The sequence below is a fragment of the Streptomyces rubrogriseus genome (assembly GCF_027947575.1).
GTDB classification, from domain to species: domain Bacteria; phylum Actinomycetota; class Actinomycetes; order Streptomycetales; family Streptomycetaceae; genus Streptomyces; species Streptomyces rubrogriseus.
In genome coordinates this window covers 4899948-4915593 of sequence record NZ_CP116256.1, presented here as the reverse complement: position 1 = coordinate 4915593, position 15646 = coordinate 4899948, and the positions used below count along the sequence as shown (strand labels likewise).

The 15646-nt window shown below is 72.6% G+C and carries 16 protein-coding genes; 9 read left to right on the top strand and 7 right to left on the bottom strand.

Annotated features, from left to right (window positions below; translation table 11 throughout):
• Nucleotides 1-93: 93 nt before the first annotated feature.
• Entirely contained in the window at nucleotides 94-783 is a 690-nt protein-coding gene (locus Sru02f_RS22515) for a FadR/GntR family transcriptional regulator (RefSeq protein ID WP_109032216.1), read from the bottom strand.
• A gap of 152 nt (nucleotides 784-935) precedes the next feature.
• Between Sru02f_RS22515 and Sru02f_RS22510 the strand changes: the two genes are divergently transcribed.
• From Sru02f_RS22510 to rpfE, 3 genes are all read left to right on the top strand, one after another.
• Nucleotides 936-1865 carry a dihydrodipicolinate synthase family protein gene (locus Sru02f_RS22510; RefSeq protein WP_109032217.1) on the top strand — a complete coding sequence of 310 codons (930 nt, stop codon included), beginning with the start codon at nucleotides 936-938 and terminating at the stop codon, nucleotides 1863-1865.
• Between the two features lie 112 nt (nucleotides 1866-1977).
• On the top strand, nucleotides 1978-3450 hold the full coding sequence (locus Sru02f_RS22505) for a sialate:H+ symport family MFS transporter (protein WP_109032218.1): 1473 nt from the start codon (nucleotides 1978-1980) through the stop codon (nucleotides 3448-3450).
• Nucleotides 3451-3545: 95 nt separating this feature from the next.
• On the top strand, nucleotides 3546-3911 hold the full coding sequence (rpfE, locus tag Sru02f_RS22500; protein ID WP_109032219.1) for a resuscitation-promoting factor protein RpfE: 366 nt from the start codon (nucleotides 3546-3548) through the stop codon (nucleotides 3909-3911).
• 194 nt (nucleotides 3912-4105) lie between these two features.
• On the opposite strand, the gene Sru02f_RS22495 is transcribed toward rpfE, so the two are convergent.
• On the bottom strand, nucleotides 4106-4942 hold the full coding sequence (locus Sru02f_RS22495) for an ABC transporter ATP-binding protein (RefSeq protein WP_109032220.1): 837 nt from the start codon (nucleotides 4940-4942) through the stop codon (nucleotides 4106-4108).
• 208 nt (nucleotides 4943-5150) lie between these two features.
• On the opposite strand from Sru02f_RS22495, the gene Sru02f_RS22490 reads away from it, so the two are divergent.
• The gene (locus Sru02f_RS22490; protein ID WP_109032221.1) at nucleotides 5151-6221 is read left to right on the top strand and encodes an SCO7460 family lipoprotein; all 1071 of its coding nucleotides are present in this window, start codon (nucleotides 5151-5153) and stop codon (nucleotides 6219-6221) included.
• 40 nt (nucleotides 6222-6261) lie between these two features.
• Here Sru02f_RS22490 and Sru02f_RS22485 read toward each other — a convergent pair whose 3' ends face one another.
• Both Sru02f_RS22485 and Sru02f_RS22480 read right to left on the bottom strand, forming a co-directional pair.
• A complete protein-coding gene (locus Sru02f_RS22485; RefSeq protein WP_164271562.1) occupies nucleotides 6262-6990 on the bottom strand; it encodes a S1 family peptidase in 729 nt (242 codons plus the stop codon).
• Between the two features lie 172 nt (nucleotides 6991-7162).
• Complete coding sequence (locus Sru02f_RS22480) at nucleotides 7163-7915, bottom strand: sulfite exporter TauE/SafE family protein (RefSeq protein WP_174855089.1); 753 nt, start codon at nucleotides 7913-7915, stop codon at nucleotides 7163-7165.
• A gap of 332 nt (nucleotides 7916-8247) precedes the next feature.
• On the opposite strand from Sru02f_RS22480, the gene Sru02f_RS22475 reads away from it, so the two are divergent.
• From Sru02f_RS22475 to Sru02f_RS22455, 5 genes are all read left to right on the top strand, one after another.
• Nucleotides 8248-9438, top strand: coding sequence for an ATP-binding protein (locus Sru02f_RS22475; RefSeq protein ID WP_109032224.1), 1191 nt, complete (start codon nucleotides 8248-8250; stop codon nucleotides 9436-9438).
• Complete coding sequence (locus Sru02f_RS22470; RefSeq protein WP_109032225.1) at nucleotides 9435-9836, top strand: roadblock/LC7 domain-containing protein; 402 nt, start codon at nucleotides 9435-9437, stop codon at nucleotides 9834-9836. Before Sru02f_RS22475 ends, Sru02f_RS22470 begins: the two co-directional genes overlap by 4 nt.
• On the top strand, nucleotides 9833-10210 hold the full coding sequence (locus Sru02f_RS22465; RefSeq protein WP_109032226.1) for a DUF742 domain-containing protein: 378 nt from the start codon (nucleotides 9833-9835) through the stop codon (nucleotides 10208-10210). The genes Sru02f_RS22470 and Sru02f_RS22465 overlap by 4 nt, the downstream gene beginning before the upstream one ends.
• Nucleotides 10185-10790 carry a GTP-binding protein gene (locus tag Sru02f_RS22460; RefSeq protein WP_109032227.1) on the top strand — a complete coding sequence of 202 codons (606 nt, stop codon included), beginning with the start codon at nucleotides 10185-10187 and terminating at the stop codon, nucleotides 10788-10790. The genes Sru02f_RS22465 and Sru02f_RS22460 overlap by 26 nt, the downstream gene beginning before the upstream one ends.
• Before the next feature lie 245 nt (nucleotides 10791-11035).
• On the top strand, nucleotides 11036-12163 hold the full coding sequence (locus tag Sru02f_RS22455; RefSeq protein ID WP_109032228.1) for a tryptophan dimethylallyltransferase family protein: 1128 nt from the start codon (nucleotides 11036-11038) through the stop codon (nucleotides 12161-12163).
• 117 nt (nucleotides 12164-12280) lie between these two features.
• Here the strand turns inward: Sru02f_RS22455 and Sru02f_RS22450 are convergent, their stop codons facing one another.
• The 3 genes from Sru02f_RS22450 to paaI form a co-directional block, all read right to left on the bottom strand.
• A complete protein-coding gene (locus tag Sru02f_RS22450) occupies nucleotides 12281-13579 on the bottom strand; it encodes a flavin-containing monooxygenase (protein ID WP_109032229.1) in 1299 nt (432 codons plus the stop codon).
• 111 nt (nucleotides 13580-13690) lie between these two features.
• The gene (gene paaK, locus Sru02f_RS22445; protein ID WP_109032230.1) at nucleotides 13691-15037 is read right to left on the bottom strand and encodes a phenylacetate--CoA ligase PaaK; all 1347 of its coding nucleotides are present in this window, start codon (nucleotides 15035-15037) and stop codon (nucleotides 13691-13693) included.
• Complete coding sequence (gene paaI / locus Sru02f_RS22440; protein ID WP_109032231.1) at nucleotides 15034-15546, bottom strand: hydroxyphenylacetyl-CoA thioesterase PaaI; 513 nt, start codon at nucleotides 15544-15546, stop codon at nucleotides 15034-15036. Before paaI ends, paaK begins: the two co-directional genes overlap by 4 nt.
• Nucleotides 15547-15646: the final 100 nt, after the last annotated feature.

Genomic DNA, 15646 nt, shown 5'->3' with positions numbered 1-15646 from the left:
GCGCGCGGCGACGCGCCCTCCCGGCCGTCACCCGACTGGAGGACACCCCGGCCCTTCTTCACACGAACGAGGGGCGAGCGGGGCTCTCGGCCGTCAGTGCTGGGACAGCCGGCCGCGGATGTCGTCGAAGTGCCGGTGCACGGCCGTCTCCGCCGCCTTCGCGTCGCCCGCGCGCACGGCCTCGACGATCCTGGCGTGCATCCGGGCCAGTTCCTCGCCGTCGGCCGCAGCGCCGATCCCCCGCGCCTGGGCGCGCACCTGGTGGAAGGCGCTCCAGAAGGCGTCGAGCAACTCGCTGAGCAGGTCGTTGTCCAGCGAACGGTGCAGCGCGCGGTGAAAGGCGCGGTCGGTGCGCGCCGCGATCTCGCCCGTCTCGCGCACCTCCGTGTGCATCGTCTCCACCAGCGCGTCCAGCTCGGCCAGGTCCTCGGCGGGCAGCCGGCCGGCCAACTGGTGCATGAGCCCCGCCTCCAGGGCCTCCCGCAGCTGAAGCAGTTCGAGCAGGCTGCCCTGCCCCCGGCGGTGTCCGACCACCGTACGGAAGGCCATGGCCTCGGTCATCGGCTCCAGCGACATGGTCCCGACGTAGGTCCCGAAGCCCCGCCGGATCTCGACGATGTGCATGGCCTGGAGGGACTTGAGTGCCTCGCGCAGCGAGTTGCGGCTGACGCCGAAACGCTCCATCAGCTCCGTCTCGGTGGGCAGCGGGTCGCCGGGGCCGAGGCCCTGTTCGACGATCAGCTCCTTGACCCTCTCCTCGGCGTCGGCGGCGACCGAGCGCATGTGACGTCCCCTCTCGACCCTTGACATCCCCTGCTCTGCCATGTGTCACTCTAACAGGACATGGGACATCCTACGTCCCCCGTCACCTGGGTCTCGGCACGCTGCCGCGCGCCGCCGTCCCGGGACGGGAACAGCACGACCTGGAGTACCGCATGCCCATCCCCACGCCGCTGAGCGGTGTCGTCCCCCCGGTCATCACCCCCCTCACCCCGGCGGGGGAGGTGGACACCGCCTCGGTGCGCCGGCTCACCGAGCACCTGATCACGGCCGGTGTGCACGGCCTGTTCCTGCTGGGATCCAGCGGCGAGGCCGCCTACCTCACCGACGCCCAGCGGCTGACCGCCCTGGAGACGGCCGTCGACGCCGCCGCGGGCCGGGTCCCCGTGCTCGCCGGGGTCATCGACACCACCACGGCCCGGGTCCTGGACCGGGCGGCCGACGCGGTCCGGGCGGGCGCCGACGCGCTCGTGGCCACGGCGCCCTTCTACACCCGCACCCACCCCGTGGAGATCGCCGACCACTTCCGGCGCGTGCGCGAGGGCGCCGGACTGCCGCTGTTCGCCTACGACATCCCGGTCGCCGTGCACACCAAGCTGCCCCGCGAGGTCGTCCTCGGCCTGGCCGGGGACGGCACCCTGGCCGGGCTCAAGGACTCCAGCGGCGACGAGGGCTCCCTGCGCCGCCTGCTGGCCGCGCTGCGCCGCCGCACCCCCGGCTTCACCGTCCTCACCGGTTCCGAGCTCACCGTCGACGGCGCGCTGCTGGCCGGCGCGGACGGCGTCGTGCCCGGGCTCGGCAACGTCGACGCCCGCGGCTACGTACGCCTCTACGAGGCCGCCCGGGCCGGCGACTGGGCGGCGGCCCGGGCCGAACAGGACCGGCTCGCCGCCCTGTTCGACCTCACCGACGCGGGCGACCCGACCCTGATGGGCGGCAGCTCCAGCGCGCTCGGCGCCTTCAAGGCCGCCGCGCACCTGCTGGGCCTCATCGACTGCCCGGCCACCGCCGCACCGCAGGTGCCGCTCGACGCGCCGGCCGTCGCCCGGGTCCGGGCCCGGCTCGCCGAGGCCGGACTCCTGTGACCCCGGGACCGGGCCGGTGACCGCCGAGCCCGGTCCGGCCCGCCCGGCCCCCCGCTCCCTCCCCGACCGCTCTCGTCCCCGACGCGCGTCTCCCCACCCGCATAGGATCGCCATGTCATCTGCGCGCACCACCCCGACCTCCCAGCCCTGGTACCGAGAGATCACCCGGGAGAAGTGGAAGTCCTTCTTCGCCGCCTGGATCGGCTACCTCCTCGACGGCTTCGACTTCGTCCTCATCACGCTCGTCCTGACCGAGATCGCCGACGACTTCGGACTGTCGACCGTCGAGTCCGCCAGCCTCGTCTCCGGAGCCTTCATCACCCGCTGGCTCGGCGGTGCCGTACTCGGCGCCCTCGGGGACCGCTTCGGCCGCAAGAGCGCCATGGTGGCCAGCATCCTGCTGTACTCGGTCGGCACCTTCGCCTGCGGCTTCGCCTGGGACTACACCAGCCTGTTCACGGCCCGTCTGCTCATCGGCATGGGCATGGCGGGCGAGTACAGCGCCAGCGCCACCTACGTCCTGGAGAGCTGGCCCGCCCGGCTGCGCAACCGCGCCTCCGGCTTCCTCATCTCCGGCTTCTCGCTGGGCGGCGTCCTGGCGGCCGAGGTCTACGAGCACGTGGTGCCCGGCCACGGCTGGCGCTGGCTGTTCTACATCGGCCTGTTCCCCGTCGTCGTCGCGCTGTGGGTACGCCGGGCACTGCCCGAGGCCGACGACTGGGAGGCGCGGGTCGGGGCGACCGGGGAACGGCCCAATCCCTTCCGGCCGCTGTTCGCCGGGCGCCGCCGGGCGACGGTCAACACGGTGCTCGTCGTCGTCGCCACGGGCTCGCTCTTCGCGGTGTTCACCCCGCTCGGCGCGGGCGCGGTGCCCGTGCTGTCCGTCCTGGCGACCGCCTGTCTCGTCGCCTTCGCGGTACAACTGGGCGGCCGCAGGCGGTGGGTGCTGTTCCTCGCGCTCTGCGTCACCGTCTTCTGCGCCTTCCTCTACAGCTGGCCGGTCCAGGCCCTGCTGCCCACCTACCTCAAGACCGAGCTGGGCTTCAGCCCGGCACAGGTGAGCGACGCGCTCTACTACGCCGGGTTCGGCACGATGGCCGGCTGCATCGTCACCGGCTTCGTCGGCGACCGGTTCGGCACCCGCAGGGCGTACGCCTGCACCCTGGTGGTGGGCATCGCCTTCGTCTTCCCGGTCTTCGCCATCCGGGACAGCCAACTCCAGCTGGGCATCCTGCTGTTCCTGATGCTGGCCTGCATGCAGGGCATCTCCGGGCTGCTGCCCAAGTTCATCGCCGGGCACTTCCCGACCGAGACCCGGGCCGCGTCCCTGGGCTTCACCTACAACGTCGGCGCGCTGGGCGGGGCCGTCGCCCCGGTGCTCGGCGCCAAGCTGGCGTCGACCATGTCGCTCGGCCAGTCGCTCGCCGTGCTGACCTTCTCGCTGACCCTCGTGGTCATCGTGCTGATCGGCTTCGACGTCCCGAGCCGGCTCAACCGGCTCGTCGACAAGGAGGCGGTCCCCGACTATCTCGCCGCCGAGGCGGCGGTGCCCGCCGGCGCGGGGCGCATACGGTCGGCGCGGTGAGACTGTGACGGGCGGGGGAGGGCGCGTGCTCCGACTGGCCCAAGGTGCGGTGGCCGGTGCGGCGACCGGCGGTCACCTGGTGTAACAGTCTTCGTATGATCTGTAGACGAAATGATCGTCAGAGCGACGTGCGCGGTTCGCGTGGCCGCAGGATCCGCACCGCCGCGGTGACCCTGGTCGCCGCGACCGCACTCGGGGTGGCCGGCGAAGCGGTGGCCGCGCCCTCGACGCCCCTGCGCACCGACTGGGACGCCATCGCCGCATGCGAGTCCAGCGGCAACTGGCAGGCGAACACCGGCAACGGCTACTACGGCGGCCTGCAGTTCGCACGGTCCAGCTGGATCGCCGCCGGCGGCCTGAAGTACGCCCCGCGCGCGGACCTCGCCACCCGCGCCGAGCAGATCGCCGTGGCGGAACGCCTCGCCCGTCTGCAGGGGATGTCCGCCTGGGGCTGCGCCTGAAGGTGCCCGTCCGGGCGCTGTCCGCGCCGGGTTGACCGGGTAGCCCGTGGGTGTGCACTTGCCCCCGGTCACCGCCGCGGCCCGTTTCCCCCGAGCCGTGCACGGGCAGTCCCCGGCGGGGGAGCCGGGCGGCGGCCCCGGACGTCGCGTACGCCGATACGTCCGGGGCCGCCCTCGCCCCGGTCACGGTCGTGTCAGCCGCCGACGCGGCGGCCCGAGTAGGCCGACCAACGGCCGTCGCGCCGGGCCACCGTGATGTCCCGGCCGAAGCAGGACGTGAGCAGGGAGCCGGTCAGGACCTCGTCCACCGCGCCCCGGGACAGGACCCGGCCCTCGCGCAGCAGCAGGGCGTGGCTGACGGCCGGGGACAGCTCCTCCAGATGGTGCGTGACCGTGACGGTGGCCAGCCGCGGCCGCCCCTCGGCCAGTTGGTGCATCGCCTCGACGAGGTCCTCGCGGGAGGGCAGGTCCAGGGCGTTGAACGGCTCGTCCAGGAGCAGCAGTGCCGGATCGGCCATCAGCGCCCGGGCGATCAGGACCCGCGCCCGCTGCCCGCCCGAACAGACCCCGTACGGCCGGTCGGCCAGCTCCTTGACGCCCAGTTCGAGCAGCAGGTCGTGGGCCCGCAGCCGGACCTCCTCGCCGTACGTCCGCCACAGGGGCTGCACGGTGCCGCTGTGGCCGGTGAGCACCACCGCGTGGGCGGTCAGGTCCTGCGGCACCCGCTGGGCGGAGTTGACGTGACCGATGCGCGCCCGCAGCTCACGGACGTCCACCCGGCCGAGCCGGCTGCCGAGGACCTCGACCGTGCCCGTGGTGGGGTGCATGAGCGCGCCGAGCAGCCGCAGCAGGGTGGTCTTCCCGGCCCCGTTGGCCCCCAGCAGCGCCCAGTGCTCGCCCGGCCGGACCGCCCAGTCCACGCCGTCGAGGATCAGCTGGTCCGGAGTGAAGCGGCGCACGCCCACGTCCTGGAGCCGGAGCACGGCCGCCTCGTCCTCGTCGGCCTGGGAGCGGGCTGTCTGGGCGGTCATGCCGTGACTCCTTCACGCGCGGGGCACCTCTGGGTCACCGCGAACACTAGATGTACTCACCACGCGCCCGCCCCGGCCGTCCGCTCCCTGGACGGGGGGCCGCGGCACTGGCGGCGGCACTCAGGACGTGGATGAGTTCCCGTACTCATCCGCGGTGCCGGGCACGGCTCCTATCGTGGCGCCGTCGGTGGTACACGGAGGGGGAGCCATGGGGCGTCGGTGCACTGCGCGGGGGAGCGGCCGGTGGCGGGCGGGGCGCGTCGGCTGGGGGCTCGCGGCGCTCCTGGCCGGGCTGCTGGTCACCGGCTGCGCGGCGTTCGACACCGAGGACGACGTCCGGCGGGCCCGGGAACTGGCCGAGGAGCTGTACCCCGGCGAACTCGACGTCGTGGACGCCCGGATCCTGTTCCCGGAGACCACCGGCTCGGAGGTCACCCTGTCGGTCGAGGACGACCCGGACGCGGCCGTCAGGTTCCGGGTGGACGCCGGCAAGGACCGCTGCGACGGCGGCCCGGACTGCGCCGACGCACTCCGCGAGGCGGTGGACCGGGCCCGGCGGGAGGCCCGGCACCTGCGCGCGATGCGCGAGGCCTTCGACGGCTGCGGGCACCCGGTCCTGGCCACCGACGAGAAGCTGACGGCCCCCTGGATCGAGGCACGGGTGAGCGAAGGGACGCTGGACGAGGTCCTCGCCCGCGCCGGCGCCTGCGCGCAACGCTGGGTCACGGCCCGTGCCGAACAGGGCCCGAAGGAGGTGCCCGGCTGGGTGACCGTCAATTTCGCCGCCCCCGGCACGGCGGAGGGCCTCCCGGCCGCGAAGCGGACGCTGCCCACCGTCCTGCGGCTCACCCACGGACCGAGGCTCGCCGCCCTGGCGGACAAGGCGTACTACGTCGCCGCGTACCCGGTCGGCGAGGACGCCGGTCACACCGTCGACACGGCCTCGGCCCGCCTGCGGATCGTGTCGCCCTTCGAGGAGCGGCAGGCCTTCTCCCGGCGGATCGACGCTTCGGTCCGGCCCGCGCTGCGCGCGACGTACCCGGAGGCCGTGACCAGCGGCGGGGCCGGCATGGGGGTGTGGCGGCTGGAGCCGGGGACCGTCCGCCGCGTGCGCGGGTACGTGCTGTTCTGCGAACGGCCGCCCGCGGACGGCGAACGCTGCCTCGGGGACCTGGCGGCCCTGGTGACCTCGGACCCGCGGGGCCGGGACGCCGAGGTCGTCGACGTCCTCACGGACATCCGCGACGAGCACGGGGTCCTGCGCCTGCCTCCGCGGTGACGGAGGCGGGCGCAGGACCGGGGCCGGAGGGCGGGAGGAGTCAGACGCCCGCCACCGACTGGATCCAGGAACGGTAGGCGGTCACGTTGGTGTACGCCGTGGTGGACTGCCGGTCGCTGGTCGAGGCGACGCCCACCTGCACACCGCCGGCCATCATCGGACCGCCGGAGTCGCCGCCCGCGGTGATGCCGTCGACGGGACGGGCGCATATCGCCTGGCCGTAGTAGGCGTCGTAGCAGCCCTGGGTGACGCTCACGTTGGCCACCTTGAGGTACTGGGACTGGCAGTTGATCTCCGAGCCGCACCGGGAGGTCGCTCCCCAGCCGTAGACCTGCACGGTCTGGCCGACCCGCACCGTGCCCGGCTGACCGAGCCGGGCGTAGGTGGCGGAGACGGAGCGGTCGAGCCGGACCAGCGCGAGGTCGGCCGAGGGGCTGGTGACGGTCTGGACGCCGTTCGCCACCGTGCCGCCGGAGCCCTGGTCGAGGCTGCCGATCCGGAAGGCGAGGTTGCCGCCGCTGACGCAGTGCTTGGCGGTGAGGATCCAGGTGGGGGAGATGATGGTCGAGGTGCAGGTCTGCTGGCCGCCCGAGAACAGCCGGGCCGCCCAGGGGGCGTTCTGCGCGTAGCCGCCGCCGATGATCGGCTGGGGGCCGCCGTCACCGGGCCGGGGCTCCACCGCCGAGGCGGTCGGGGAGAGCGCGAGGGCGGACAGCAGCGCGGCCACGAGGGTGGCCAGCAGGGTGGGGACGAGTCTCGTTGTTCGCAAGGCTCCTCGATTCCGACGACACGCGCGTGGGCGCGTGCTGATGTGTGGGGGCGCCCACAGCATGTCGGGCCCGGACCCCGGCCGGGCAATCCCGGCTTCGCATAACGCGGCGTTATGCCCGGAGGGCGGGAACGGCCGGGGAGTGCGGAGGCGTTCGAGGACCGGGGAACACCTAGCGGAGCAGCAGTTGCACGAGGGCCACCGTGCCGACCGTCACGACCAGTGTCCGCAGGACCGTGGGGCTGAAGTGGCGGCCCACCTTGGCGCCGACGTAACCGCCGAGGCCCGAGCCGACCGCGAGGAGGCCGACGGCGGTCCACTCGAAGTCCGCGGCGAACAGGAAGAAGAGCGCGGCCACGGTGTTGACGACGGCGGACAGGACGTTCTTGACCCCGTTGAGCCGTTGCAGGGGTTCGTCCAGGAGCATGCCCATCAGGGAGAGGTAGATGATCCCCTGGGCCGCGGTGAAGTAGCCGCCGTAGACACTGGCCAGCGTCAGGCCGGTGAAGAGCAGCGGACCGCCGTCCCGGCGGGGGGAGGTACCGGTGCGGGCCCGGCGGCGCTGGACCAGCCTGACGATCTGCGGCTGGAACGCCACCAGCAGCAGCGCGAGGCTCACCAGGACCGGCACGACGGTCTCGAAGGCGTCGGCGGGCAGGGTCAGCAGGAGGGTGGCGCCCGCGAGGCCGCCCAGCAGCGCTCCGGAGCCGAACTTCAGGACGCGCCCGCGCTGGCCGCGCAGCTCCTTGCGGTAGCCGATGGCCCCGCTGATGGAGCCGGGGATCAGGCCGAGCGCGTTGGAGACGGTGGCGGTGACCGGCGGCAGGCCCGTGGCCAGCAGCACGGGAAAGGTGATGAGCGTTCCGGAGCCGACCACGCTGTTGATGGCGCCGGCCCCGACGCCGGCCGCGAACACCGCGGCCATGGCCTCCGGTGTCACCCCGTGCCGCCCGGAGCCGGGCCCGTACTCGGCCGGAAGGTGTCTTGTGCATCTTTCACGGGGCCGACTGTACCCATCACTCGAAACCGTGTGTTCGCCGGTCCCAACCGGTCTTGCCTGGGCGCTTCTTGACGTCAATTCACCTGATCATGCGGTGATACGATCACCGCGTTTGCGGAGCGGGCGGACGGGTGAAAGACGGCATCCCCGACATGAGGGGCAGCCCGGGCAGCCACCCCCGGCGCGGGCACTCCACCGGGCCGCCCGCACGGACGGGAATTCAGCAAGCCGGCTGTCAGTCGCCTGAAGAGAGTCTTATGACGGAATACACAGGGAACCCCTTGCTCTGGGTCGCCCTCGTCGCCCTCGTCGCCGCCGCCGTGCTCATCAGCCGCCAGCGCAAGGCGGCCCGGGCGTTGCGGCGGCAGGTCCAGGGGCTCAGGGATCACTACACCGAGCTGGAGAACGATTACGGGAAGTCCGTACAGGCGGCCCAGGAGCGGGCCGAGGACGAGACGAAGACCGTGCTGAAGTCCGCGATGCGGACGCTTCAGGGCCTCGCGGCCGAACAGCAGCTGGTGCTCTCCCGGCTGCAGAACAAGTACGGCGACTCGGCCCTCCTCCAGGACCTGCTGGAGATCGACCACACCAACTCGCAGTTCGGGCGGCGGGCGCAGTCCATCGCCGTACTGTGCGACGGCTGGCTCGGCGGGCGGCGCGACACCGCCTCGGTCTACGACGTGGTGCGCAGCGCCCAGGGGCGCATCCGCCACTTCCGTCGGGTGGACATCCTCTCCCAGGCCGACTTCGGCATCACCAGCCGGGCCGTCGAACCCGTCGCCCTGGCCCTGGCCGAGCTGCTCGACAACGCCACGAGCTACTCCAGCCCGGACACCGTCGTCGAGATCAACATCCGGACCGTGCCCAAGGGCATCTGCGTCGTGGTCGACGACGCCGGCGTCGGCATGAGCGACGAGGAGCGGGCCCGCGCCGACAAGCTGCTCGCCACCGAGCGGGCCTCGGGCGTGGCGGGGCTCGGCAACCCGCCGCAGTTCGGCTTCGCCGTCATCGGCCTGCTGTGCGAACGATTCGGTTTCGAGGTGTCGGTGGACTCCTCCTCTCCCTACGGAGGTGTACGGGCGGTGGTCCTGCTGCCGCACGAACTGCTCACCGCCATGCCGGAGAAGAAGGCCCCCGCCGCCGCCCCCGCGGCCCGCGGCACGACCCGGCCGGTCCCGGACGGCGGACCGGAGGCCGCGCTCACCTCCTCCCAGACCGACGGCGACGGTCTGCCCCGGCGCCGCCGCAAGCGGCCGATGGCCATCGTGCCCGGCAGCGCGTCCACCCCCCGCGCCGTGGGCCGCTCCGACTCCGAGCAGGCGAAGGTCATGGGTGCCTTCCAGCGCGGAACGCAGTCCGGTCGGGTCACCGAACCGGACAGCCCGGACAACGCCGGCCGGACGAGCGACACACCTGGTGCAAGCAGCGAAGGACATGAGGTCTCGTGAACGACGATCTGTCATGGATGCTCGACAGCGCCCTGGAGATTCCGGGCGCCCTGCACGCGGTCCTGATATCCGCCGACGGCCTCTTGATGGCCCGGACGCAGGACTTCGACAAGGACGACGCGGACCGGGTCGCGGCCGCCATGAGCGGTGTGCAGTCGCTCAGCCGCACCCTGGCCTTCTTCTGTGAGGACCCCAGCCAGAGCTGGCGGCAGACCCTGGTCGAGTTCGACGGCGGCTGGGTCTTCCTGATCTCCGCCGGCGAGGGAGCCTACCTCGGCGTGTCCGCCTCCCCCGAGGTCGACATGGCGGACATCACCTTCCGGATGCAGCAGCTGGTCGCCCAGCTCGGCAAGCGGCTGACGACACCGCCGCGCGAGAACCTGGGCGCCCGCTCATGACCGGCCACGACGGCTGGCAGCCCGAGGCGCCCGAATTAGTGCGGCCGTACGTCATCACCAAGGGCCGCGGCCTGCCCGACGAGGACGCCCTCTCCCTCATCACGCTGGTCACCGCCGCCGCCGGGCAGCCGCAGCGGCCGGCCCGGCTGTCCCCCGAGGAGCAGAGCCTGCTCGACCTCTGCTCCGCCGGCTACCTCTCGGTCGCCGAGATCGCCGGGCACACCCACTTCCCGCTGGGCGTCGTAAGGATCCTGCTGGCCTCGCTGATGGAAGGCGGGCACCTCGTGACCCGTCCGCCGGTGGCCCGGGCCCGCCTCGCGGACAAGGAGATACTGGAGGAGGTGCTCAATGGGCTCCGCGCCAAGTTTGGATGAGCGGGACTACGTACGCGAGGGGGCGACCCAGACGGCGGTGAAGATCCTCGTCGTCGGGCACTTCGCGGTGGGCAAGACCACCCTCATCGGCTCCATCTCCGAGATCGAGCCGCTGTCCACCGAGGAGACGATGACGCAGGCCGCCGAGTCGGTCGACGACCTCAAGGGGGTCCAGGGCAAGACCACCACCACGGTCGCCATGGACTTCGGGCGCCTGACCATCAGCGACCGCGTCGTGCTGTACCTCTTCGGCACCCCCGGCCAGCAGCGCTTCGTGCAGATGTGGGAGGACATGGCCCGCGGCGCGCTCGGCGCCCTGGTGCTGCTCGACCCGGAGCGGCTGGCGGACTCCTTCCCGGTGATCGACCTCATCGAGCACTACGGACTCGACTACGCCATCGCCGTCAACCACTTCGACGGCGCGCCGCTGCGCGACGAACGGGCGCTGCGCGAGGCGCTCGACCTGCTCGACGACACCCCCGTCGTCACCTGCGACGCCCGCGACGAGAAGTCCTCGGCCGCCGCGCTGACCACCCTCGTCCGCTACTTGCTGGACCGCACCCGCCAGGAGCAGACATGAACGCCCGCGAGACCGCCCCGGTGCTTCAGCCGCGGTGATCCGCGCAACACCTCCCCAACCCGCCCCAATCGCATGAAGATCGAACGGCACGGGTAGTGAGCAACGCGGTACTCAAGTTGCTTACGAGTCAAAGGAGGTGTCGTGGACCACATATCCACGAACGCCGCTCTCCCGGCGCCGAAACCCCCGGTACCCGCCCCCCGAGGCGGGTATCGCTTTGTGCGGCTCCGGCCGGGGGCGGACCGTTGAGGGCCGTGCCGGCGGGCGCGGACCCGCAGGGCGCACCCACGCTCGGTTCCTTCACCGGCGGCCAGTTGCGAAGACTCGGCTCGGTCGCCGGCCTGTCCCGCGCCGACGTCGAGACCTACGCACGGGTCCTGACCGACGCGTTGGGCCCGGTGGCCCAGCGGCCTCTGAGCCTGGCGCCGCCCACCCGCACCTTCTTGTCCGACGACCACACCCCCGTGGAGTTCTCCCTCTCCTTCCGGCCCGGGGCGGCGCCCGCCATGCGGGTCCTCGTGGAACCGGGCTGCGGCGCAACCGGCCTGGCCGACAACGGCCGTGCCGGACTGGAGGCGGTCCGGACGATGGCGCGGCGCTGGCACTTCGGCACCGACGCCCTCGACGAACTCCTGGACCTGTTCCTGCCCCCCGCTCCGCAGGGCCCCCTCGCCCTGTGGTGCGCCCTGGAACTCAGGCCCGGGGGTGTACCGGGCGTCAAGGTCTATCTGAACCCGGCGGTGGGCGGGGAGGAACGTTCCGCCGCGACGGTGCGCGAGGCCCTGCGCCGGCTCGGGCACCACCGGGCCTTCGACAGCCTCCCCCAGGGCAGTGGATACCCGTTCCTCGCCCTGGACCTCGGGAACTGGGCGGAACCCCGGGCCAAGGTCTACCTGCGCCACGACAACCTCACGGCCGACCAGGCCGCACGGCTGTCCCGGACGGACCCGGGCCTCGTGCCGACGGCGGTCGAGGGCTTCTTCCGCACCGCCGCGGGTCCCGGCTCCAACGCCGGTGGGCTCGACGGGCGGCCTGCTCAGTCCTGCCACTCCTTCACCGACCCCGGCACGGCGCGGCCGAGTGGATTCACCCTGTACATCCCGGTTCGTGACTACGTCCGGCATGACGGGGAGGCCCTGGCGCGGGCGTCCGCCGTGCTGCACCACCACGGCATGGACGCCTCCGTGCTCCACCGTGCCCTGGCCGCCCTCACCGAGCGGCGGCCCGAGGACGGGGTGGGCCTGATCGCCTACCTGGCCCTCGCCCACCAACGGGACCAGCCGCCGCGGGTGACGGCGTACCTCTCCTCGGAGGCCTACACGGTCCGGCCACCGGTCGTGGAAACCGTCCGCCAACCGCTGTCGGTTCGCTGAACGGGACGTCCGCCCGCGAGACAGGGCCCCGGCGCGATCCGCCGGGAGCCCTGGGCACGGTCACGGCCGGGCACGGTCACGGCCGGGTGTGGCCGCCGACAGCGCCCCGCGGGAGGGTCAAACGGGCACCGGCTCGCGGAACTCCGCCAGATAGGGACTCACGTCGACCTGGATCGAGGCGCCGCGAGTCCGGCCGTAGCGCTCGACGATGCCGGTCAGGTACGTGCTGATCTCCTCGCGCATCTCCTCGGTGCCGGGCAGCGCGGCGGCGCCGTCGACGAGGCGCGCCACCCACTGGGCCTGGGCCTCCACCAGCCGGGTGAGGGCGCCCGCGGGCCGCACCAGGCCCACGAAGTACAGACCGGGCCGGTCGGCCGGGACGATCCGCCGGTAGAGCTCGACCGCGCCGTCGGCCGCGACCGGGCAGCCCGGGGGCAGGAAGGGGAAGGTCATGTGGAACCCGGTGCAGTAGACGACCGTGTCGGCGGTCTCGGAGCTGCCGTCCGTGAACACCACCCGGTCGCTCTCGAACGAGGCGATCGCGGGCTTCGGGGTCACCGCACCGTGCCGGATCCGGCTGAGGATCTCGTCCGAGAGGGTCGTCGCGGAGGACAGGATCGGGTGGTCGGGCTCGGGCAGGCCGTAGTCCGACAGCCTGCCCCGGGCCACCAGCAGGGCCTGTTCCACCCACTTGCGCCGCTCGGCGAAGGGCATCTCGTTCCACCACGGGGCTTCGGCGATCTCGTCGAGGGACATCCCGAAGACCTGCTTGGGCACGATGTGCAGCCCCCGGCGCACCGACAGCAGGGTCCGCTCGGCGTGCCGGGAGAGGTCCGCCGCGATGTCCACCGCGGACGCACCGAGGCCCACCACGACGACGCGCCGGCCGGCGAAGTCGCCGCCGTCGCGGTAGTCGAGGGAGTGAAGAATCGTTCCGGCGAAGGAGTCGGCGCCGGCCGGAAGGGGATCGGGCAGGGCCGGGTCGGTGTGGTGGCCGGAGGCGACGACCACCTGCTCGAACCGGCGCGAGGTCTGCGTGCCGTCCGCGTCCCGGCTGACGACGGTCCACCCGCCGTCCGCGTCCTGACGGACGGAGACCACCTCGGTCCGCAGCTCCACGTGGTCGAGGAGTCCCGCCCACTCGGCGAAGGACCGCAGATAGGCGGCGACCTGGTCGTGCCGGGGATAGAGGGGGTAGTCGGACGGCATCGGGAAGTCCGCGTAACCGGTCAGCTGCTTGGCGGTGTTCAGGTGCAGGGACTGGTAGCCCGGACCTCGCTCACCGGCCCCCGGCTGACGCCAGAGGCCGCCGACGTCGGGCGCCTTCTCCAGGCAGACGAAGGAGATGCCGCGCTCCTTCAGGGCATGGCTCATCGCCAGCCCCGACAGGCCTGCACCGATCACACACACACGCACGGGATGTCCCCCCAGGATGTACTCAACCTCCCCCGATCATGTCTTTACTGCCCATCCGTTTCTTCTCGCACACCGGTACGGCCGGTGAACGGACGTGTCCGTGCTCACGTTTCACGCGCCCCGCAGGTCCCACACCCGGCGGATCTTGCCGAGCGAGCGCTCCAGGGTCTCCGGCTCGACGACCTCCACCTCCACGGTCACGCCCACCCCGTCCTTGACGCCCCGGGCGATCGCCCTCGCGGCGGCCTCGCGCTGCTCGGGAGCGGCGTCGGGCCGGGCCTCCACCCGCACCGTCATGTGGTCCATGCGGCCGCGTTCGGTGAGCCGCATCTGGAAGTGCGGTGCGACGCCCGGGGTGCGCAGCACGATCTCCTCGACCTGGGTGGGGAAGACGTTCACCCCGCGCAGGATGATCATGTCGTCGCAGCGGCCGGTGACCTTCCGCATCCGGCGGAAGGCGGGGCGCGCGGTGCCCGGCAGCAGGCGGGTCAGGTCGCGCGTGCGGTAGCGGATCACCGGGAGTGCCTCCTTGGTGAGGGAGGTGAAGACGATCTCGCCCTCCTCGCCCCCGGGCAGCACCGCGTCCGTGAGCGGGTCCACGACCTCGGGGTAGAAGTGGTCCTCCCAGATGTGCAGCCCGTCCTTGGTCTCGACGCACTCCTGTGCCACGCCGGGGCCGATCACCTCGGACAGGCCGTAGATGTCGACGGCGTGGATGTCCATGCGCTCCTCGATCTCGCGCCGCATCTCCTCGGTCCAGGGTTCGGCGCCGAAGATGCCGACCTCGAGGGAGCTGGTGCGCGGATCGACGCCCTGGCGCTCGAACTCGTCGAGCAGGGTGAGCATGTAGGACGGGGTGACCATGATGATCTCGGGCCGGAAGTCCTGGATGATCTGCACCTGGCGCGCCGTCATGCCGCCGGAGGCCGGGATCACCGTGCAGCCGGCGCGCTCGGCGCCGTAGTGGGCGCCGAGACCGCCGGTGAACAGGCCGTAGCCGTAGGAGATGTGCACCTTGTGCCCGGGGCGGCCGCCTGCGGCGCGGATCGAACGGGCCACCACGTCCGCCCACATGGACAGGTCGTTCTCGGTGTACCCGACGACGGTGGCGCGGCCGGTGGTGCCGCTGGAGGCGTGCACGCGCCGCACGTCGGCCATCGGGACGGCGAACATGCCGAAGGGGTAGGTGTCCCGCAGGTCCGCCTTGGTGGTGAAGGGGAACCTGGACAGGTCGGCCAGGCTGCGGCAGTCGTCGGGGGTCACCCCGGCGGCGTCGAACTTCTTGCGGTACAGCTCCACGTTGTCGTAGGCGTGCCGCAGGGTCGCGCGCAGGCGGTCGAGCTGGAGCTCCCGGAGCTGCTCGCGGGACAGGCGCTCGGCGTCGTCCAGCAGGTCGTGGGGGAGGGGCTCGCCCGGTCGGGGTGCCGGGGCCGCCCCGGTCGTCGGCTCGCTGCTCATCGCGACTCCTTCGTCGTGCCCGGCGTCTCGCGCGCCGCTTCCTGCCGCGCGTCGCGGCTGCCTCCGTCGTCCCGCGCACTCCGGTCGCGCCCGTCGTCCCGCACGCTGCGGCTGCGGCCCCGGAACTCCGCGACCACCTCGTCGCCGCGCCGCACGCTCACGTCGTAGATCCCGCTGCGTCCGTACCGGACCCGCTCCTCGGCGCGGGCCACGAGCACGTCGCCCTCGCGGGCCGGGGCGACGAAGACGATGTCGGCGCCGGCCGCCACGGTCACCGGGCCGTGGCTGTTGCAGGCGCAGGCGAAGGCGGTGTCGGCCAGCAGGAAGAGGAACCCTCCGTGGGCGATCCGGTGTCCGTTCACCATCGCCGGGGTCACGGTCATCCGGACCAGTGCGGTCCCCTCCCCGTGCTCCACCAGCTCGATCCCGAGCCCCCGGGAGGCCTCGTCCGCGGAGAACATCGCCTCCGTCGGCGTCTGCTCAGTGGCCTGCGACACCGTATCCACCACCTTGTCTCCCGACCGACCATTCGGTTAGCGCGCGGCAAGGCCAAGTAATCCAGCCACCCGGCGGGACTGTCAAGAGTGTGCCGGACGAGGTCCGGCCCTT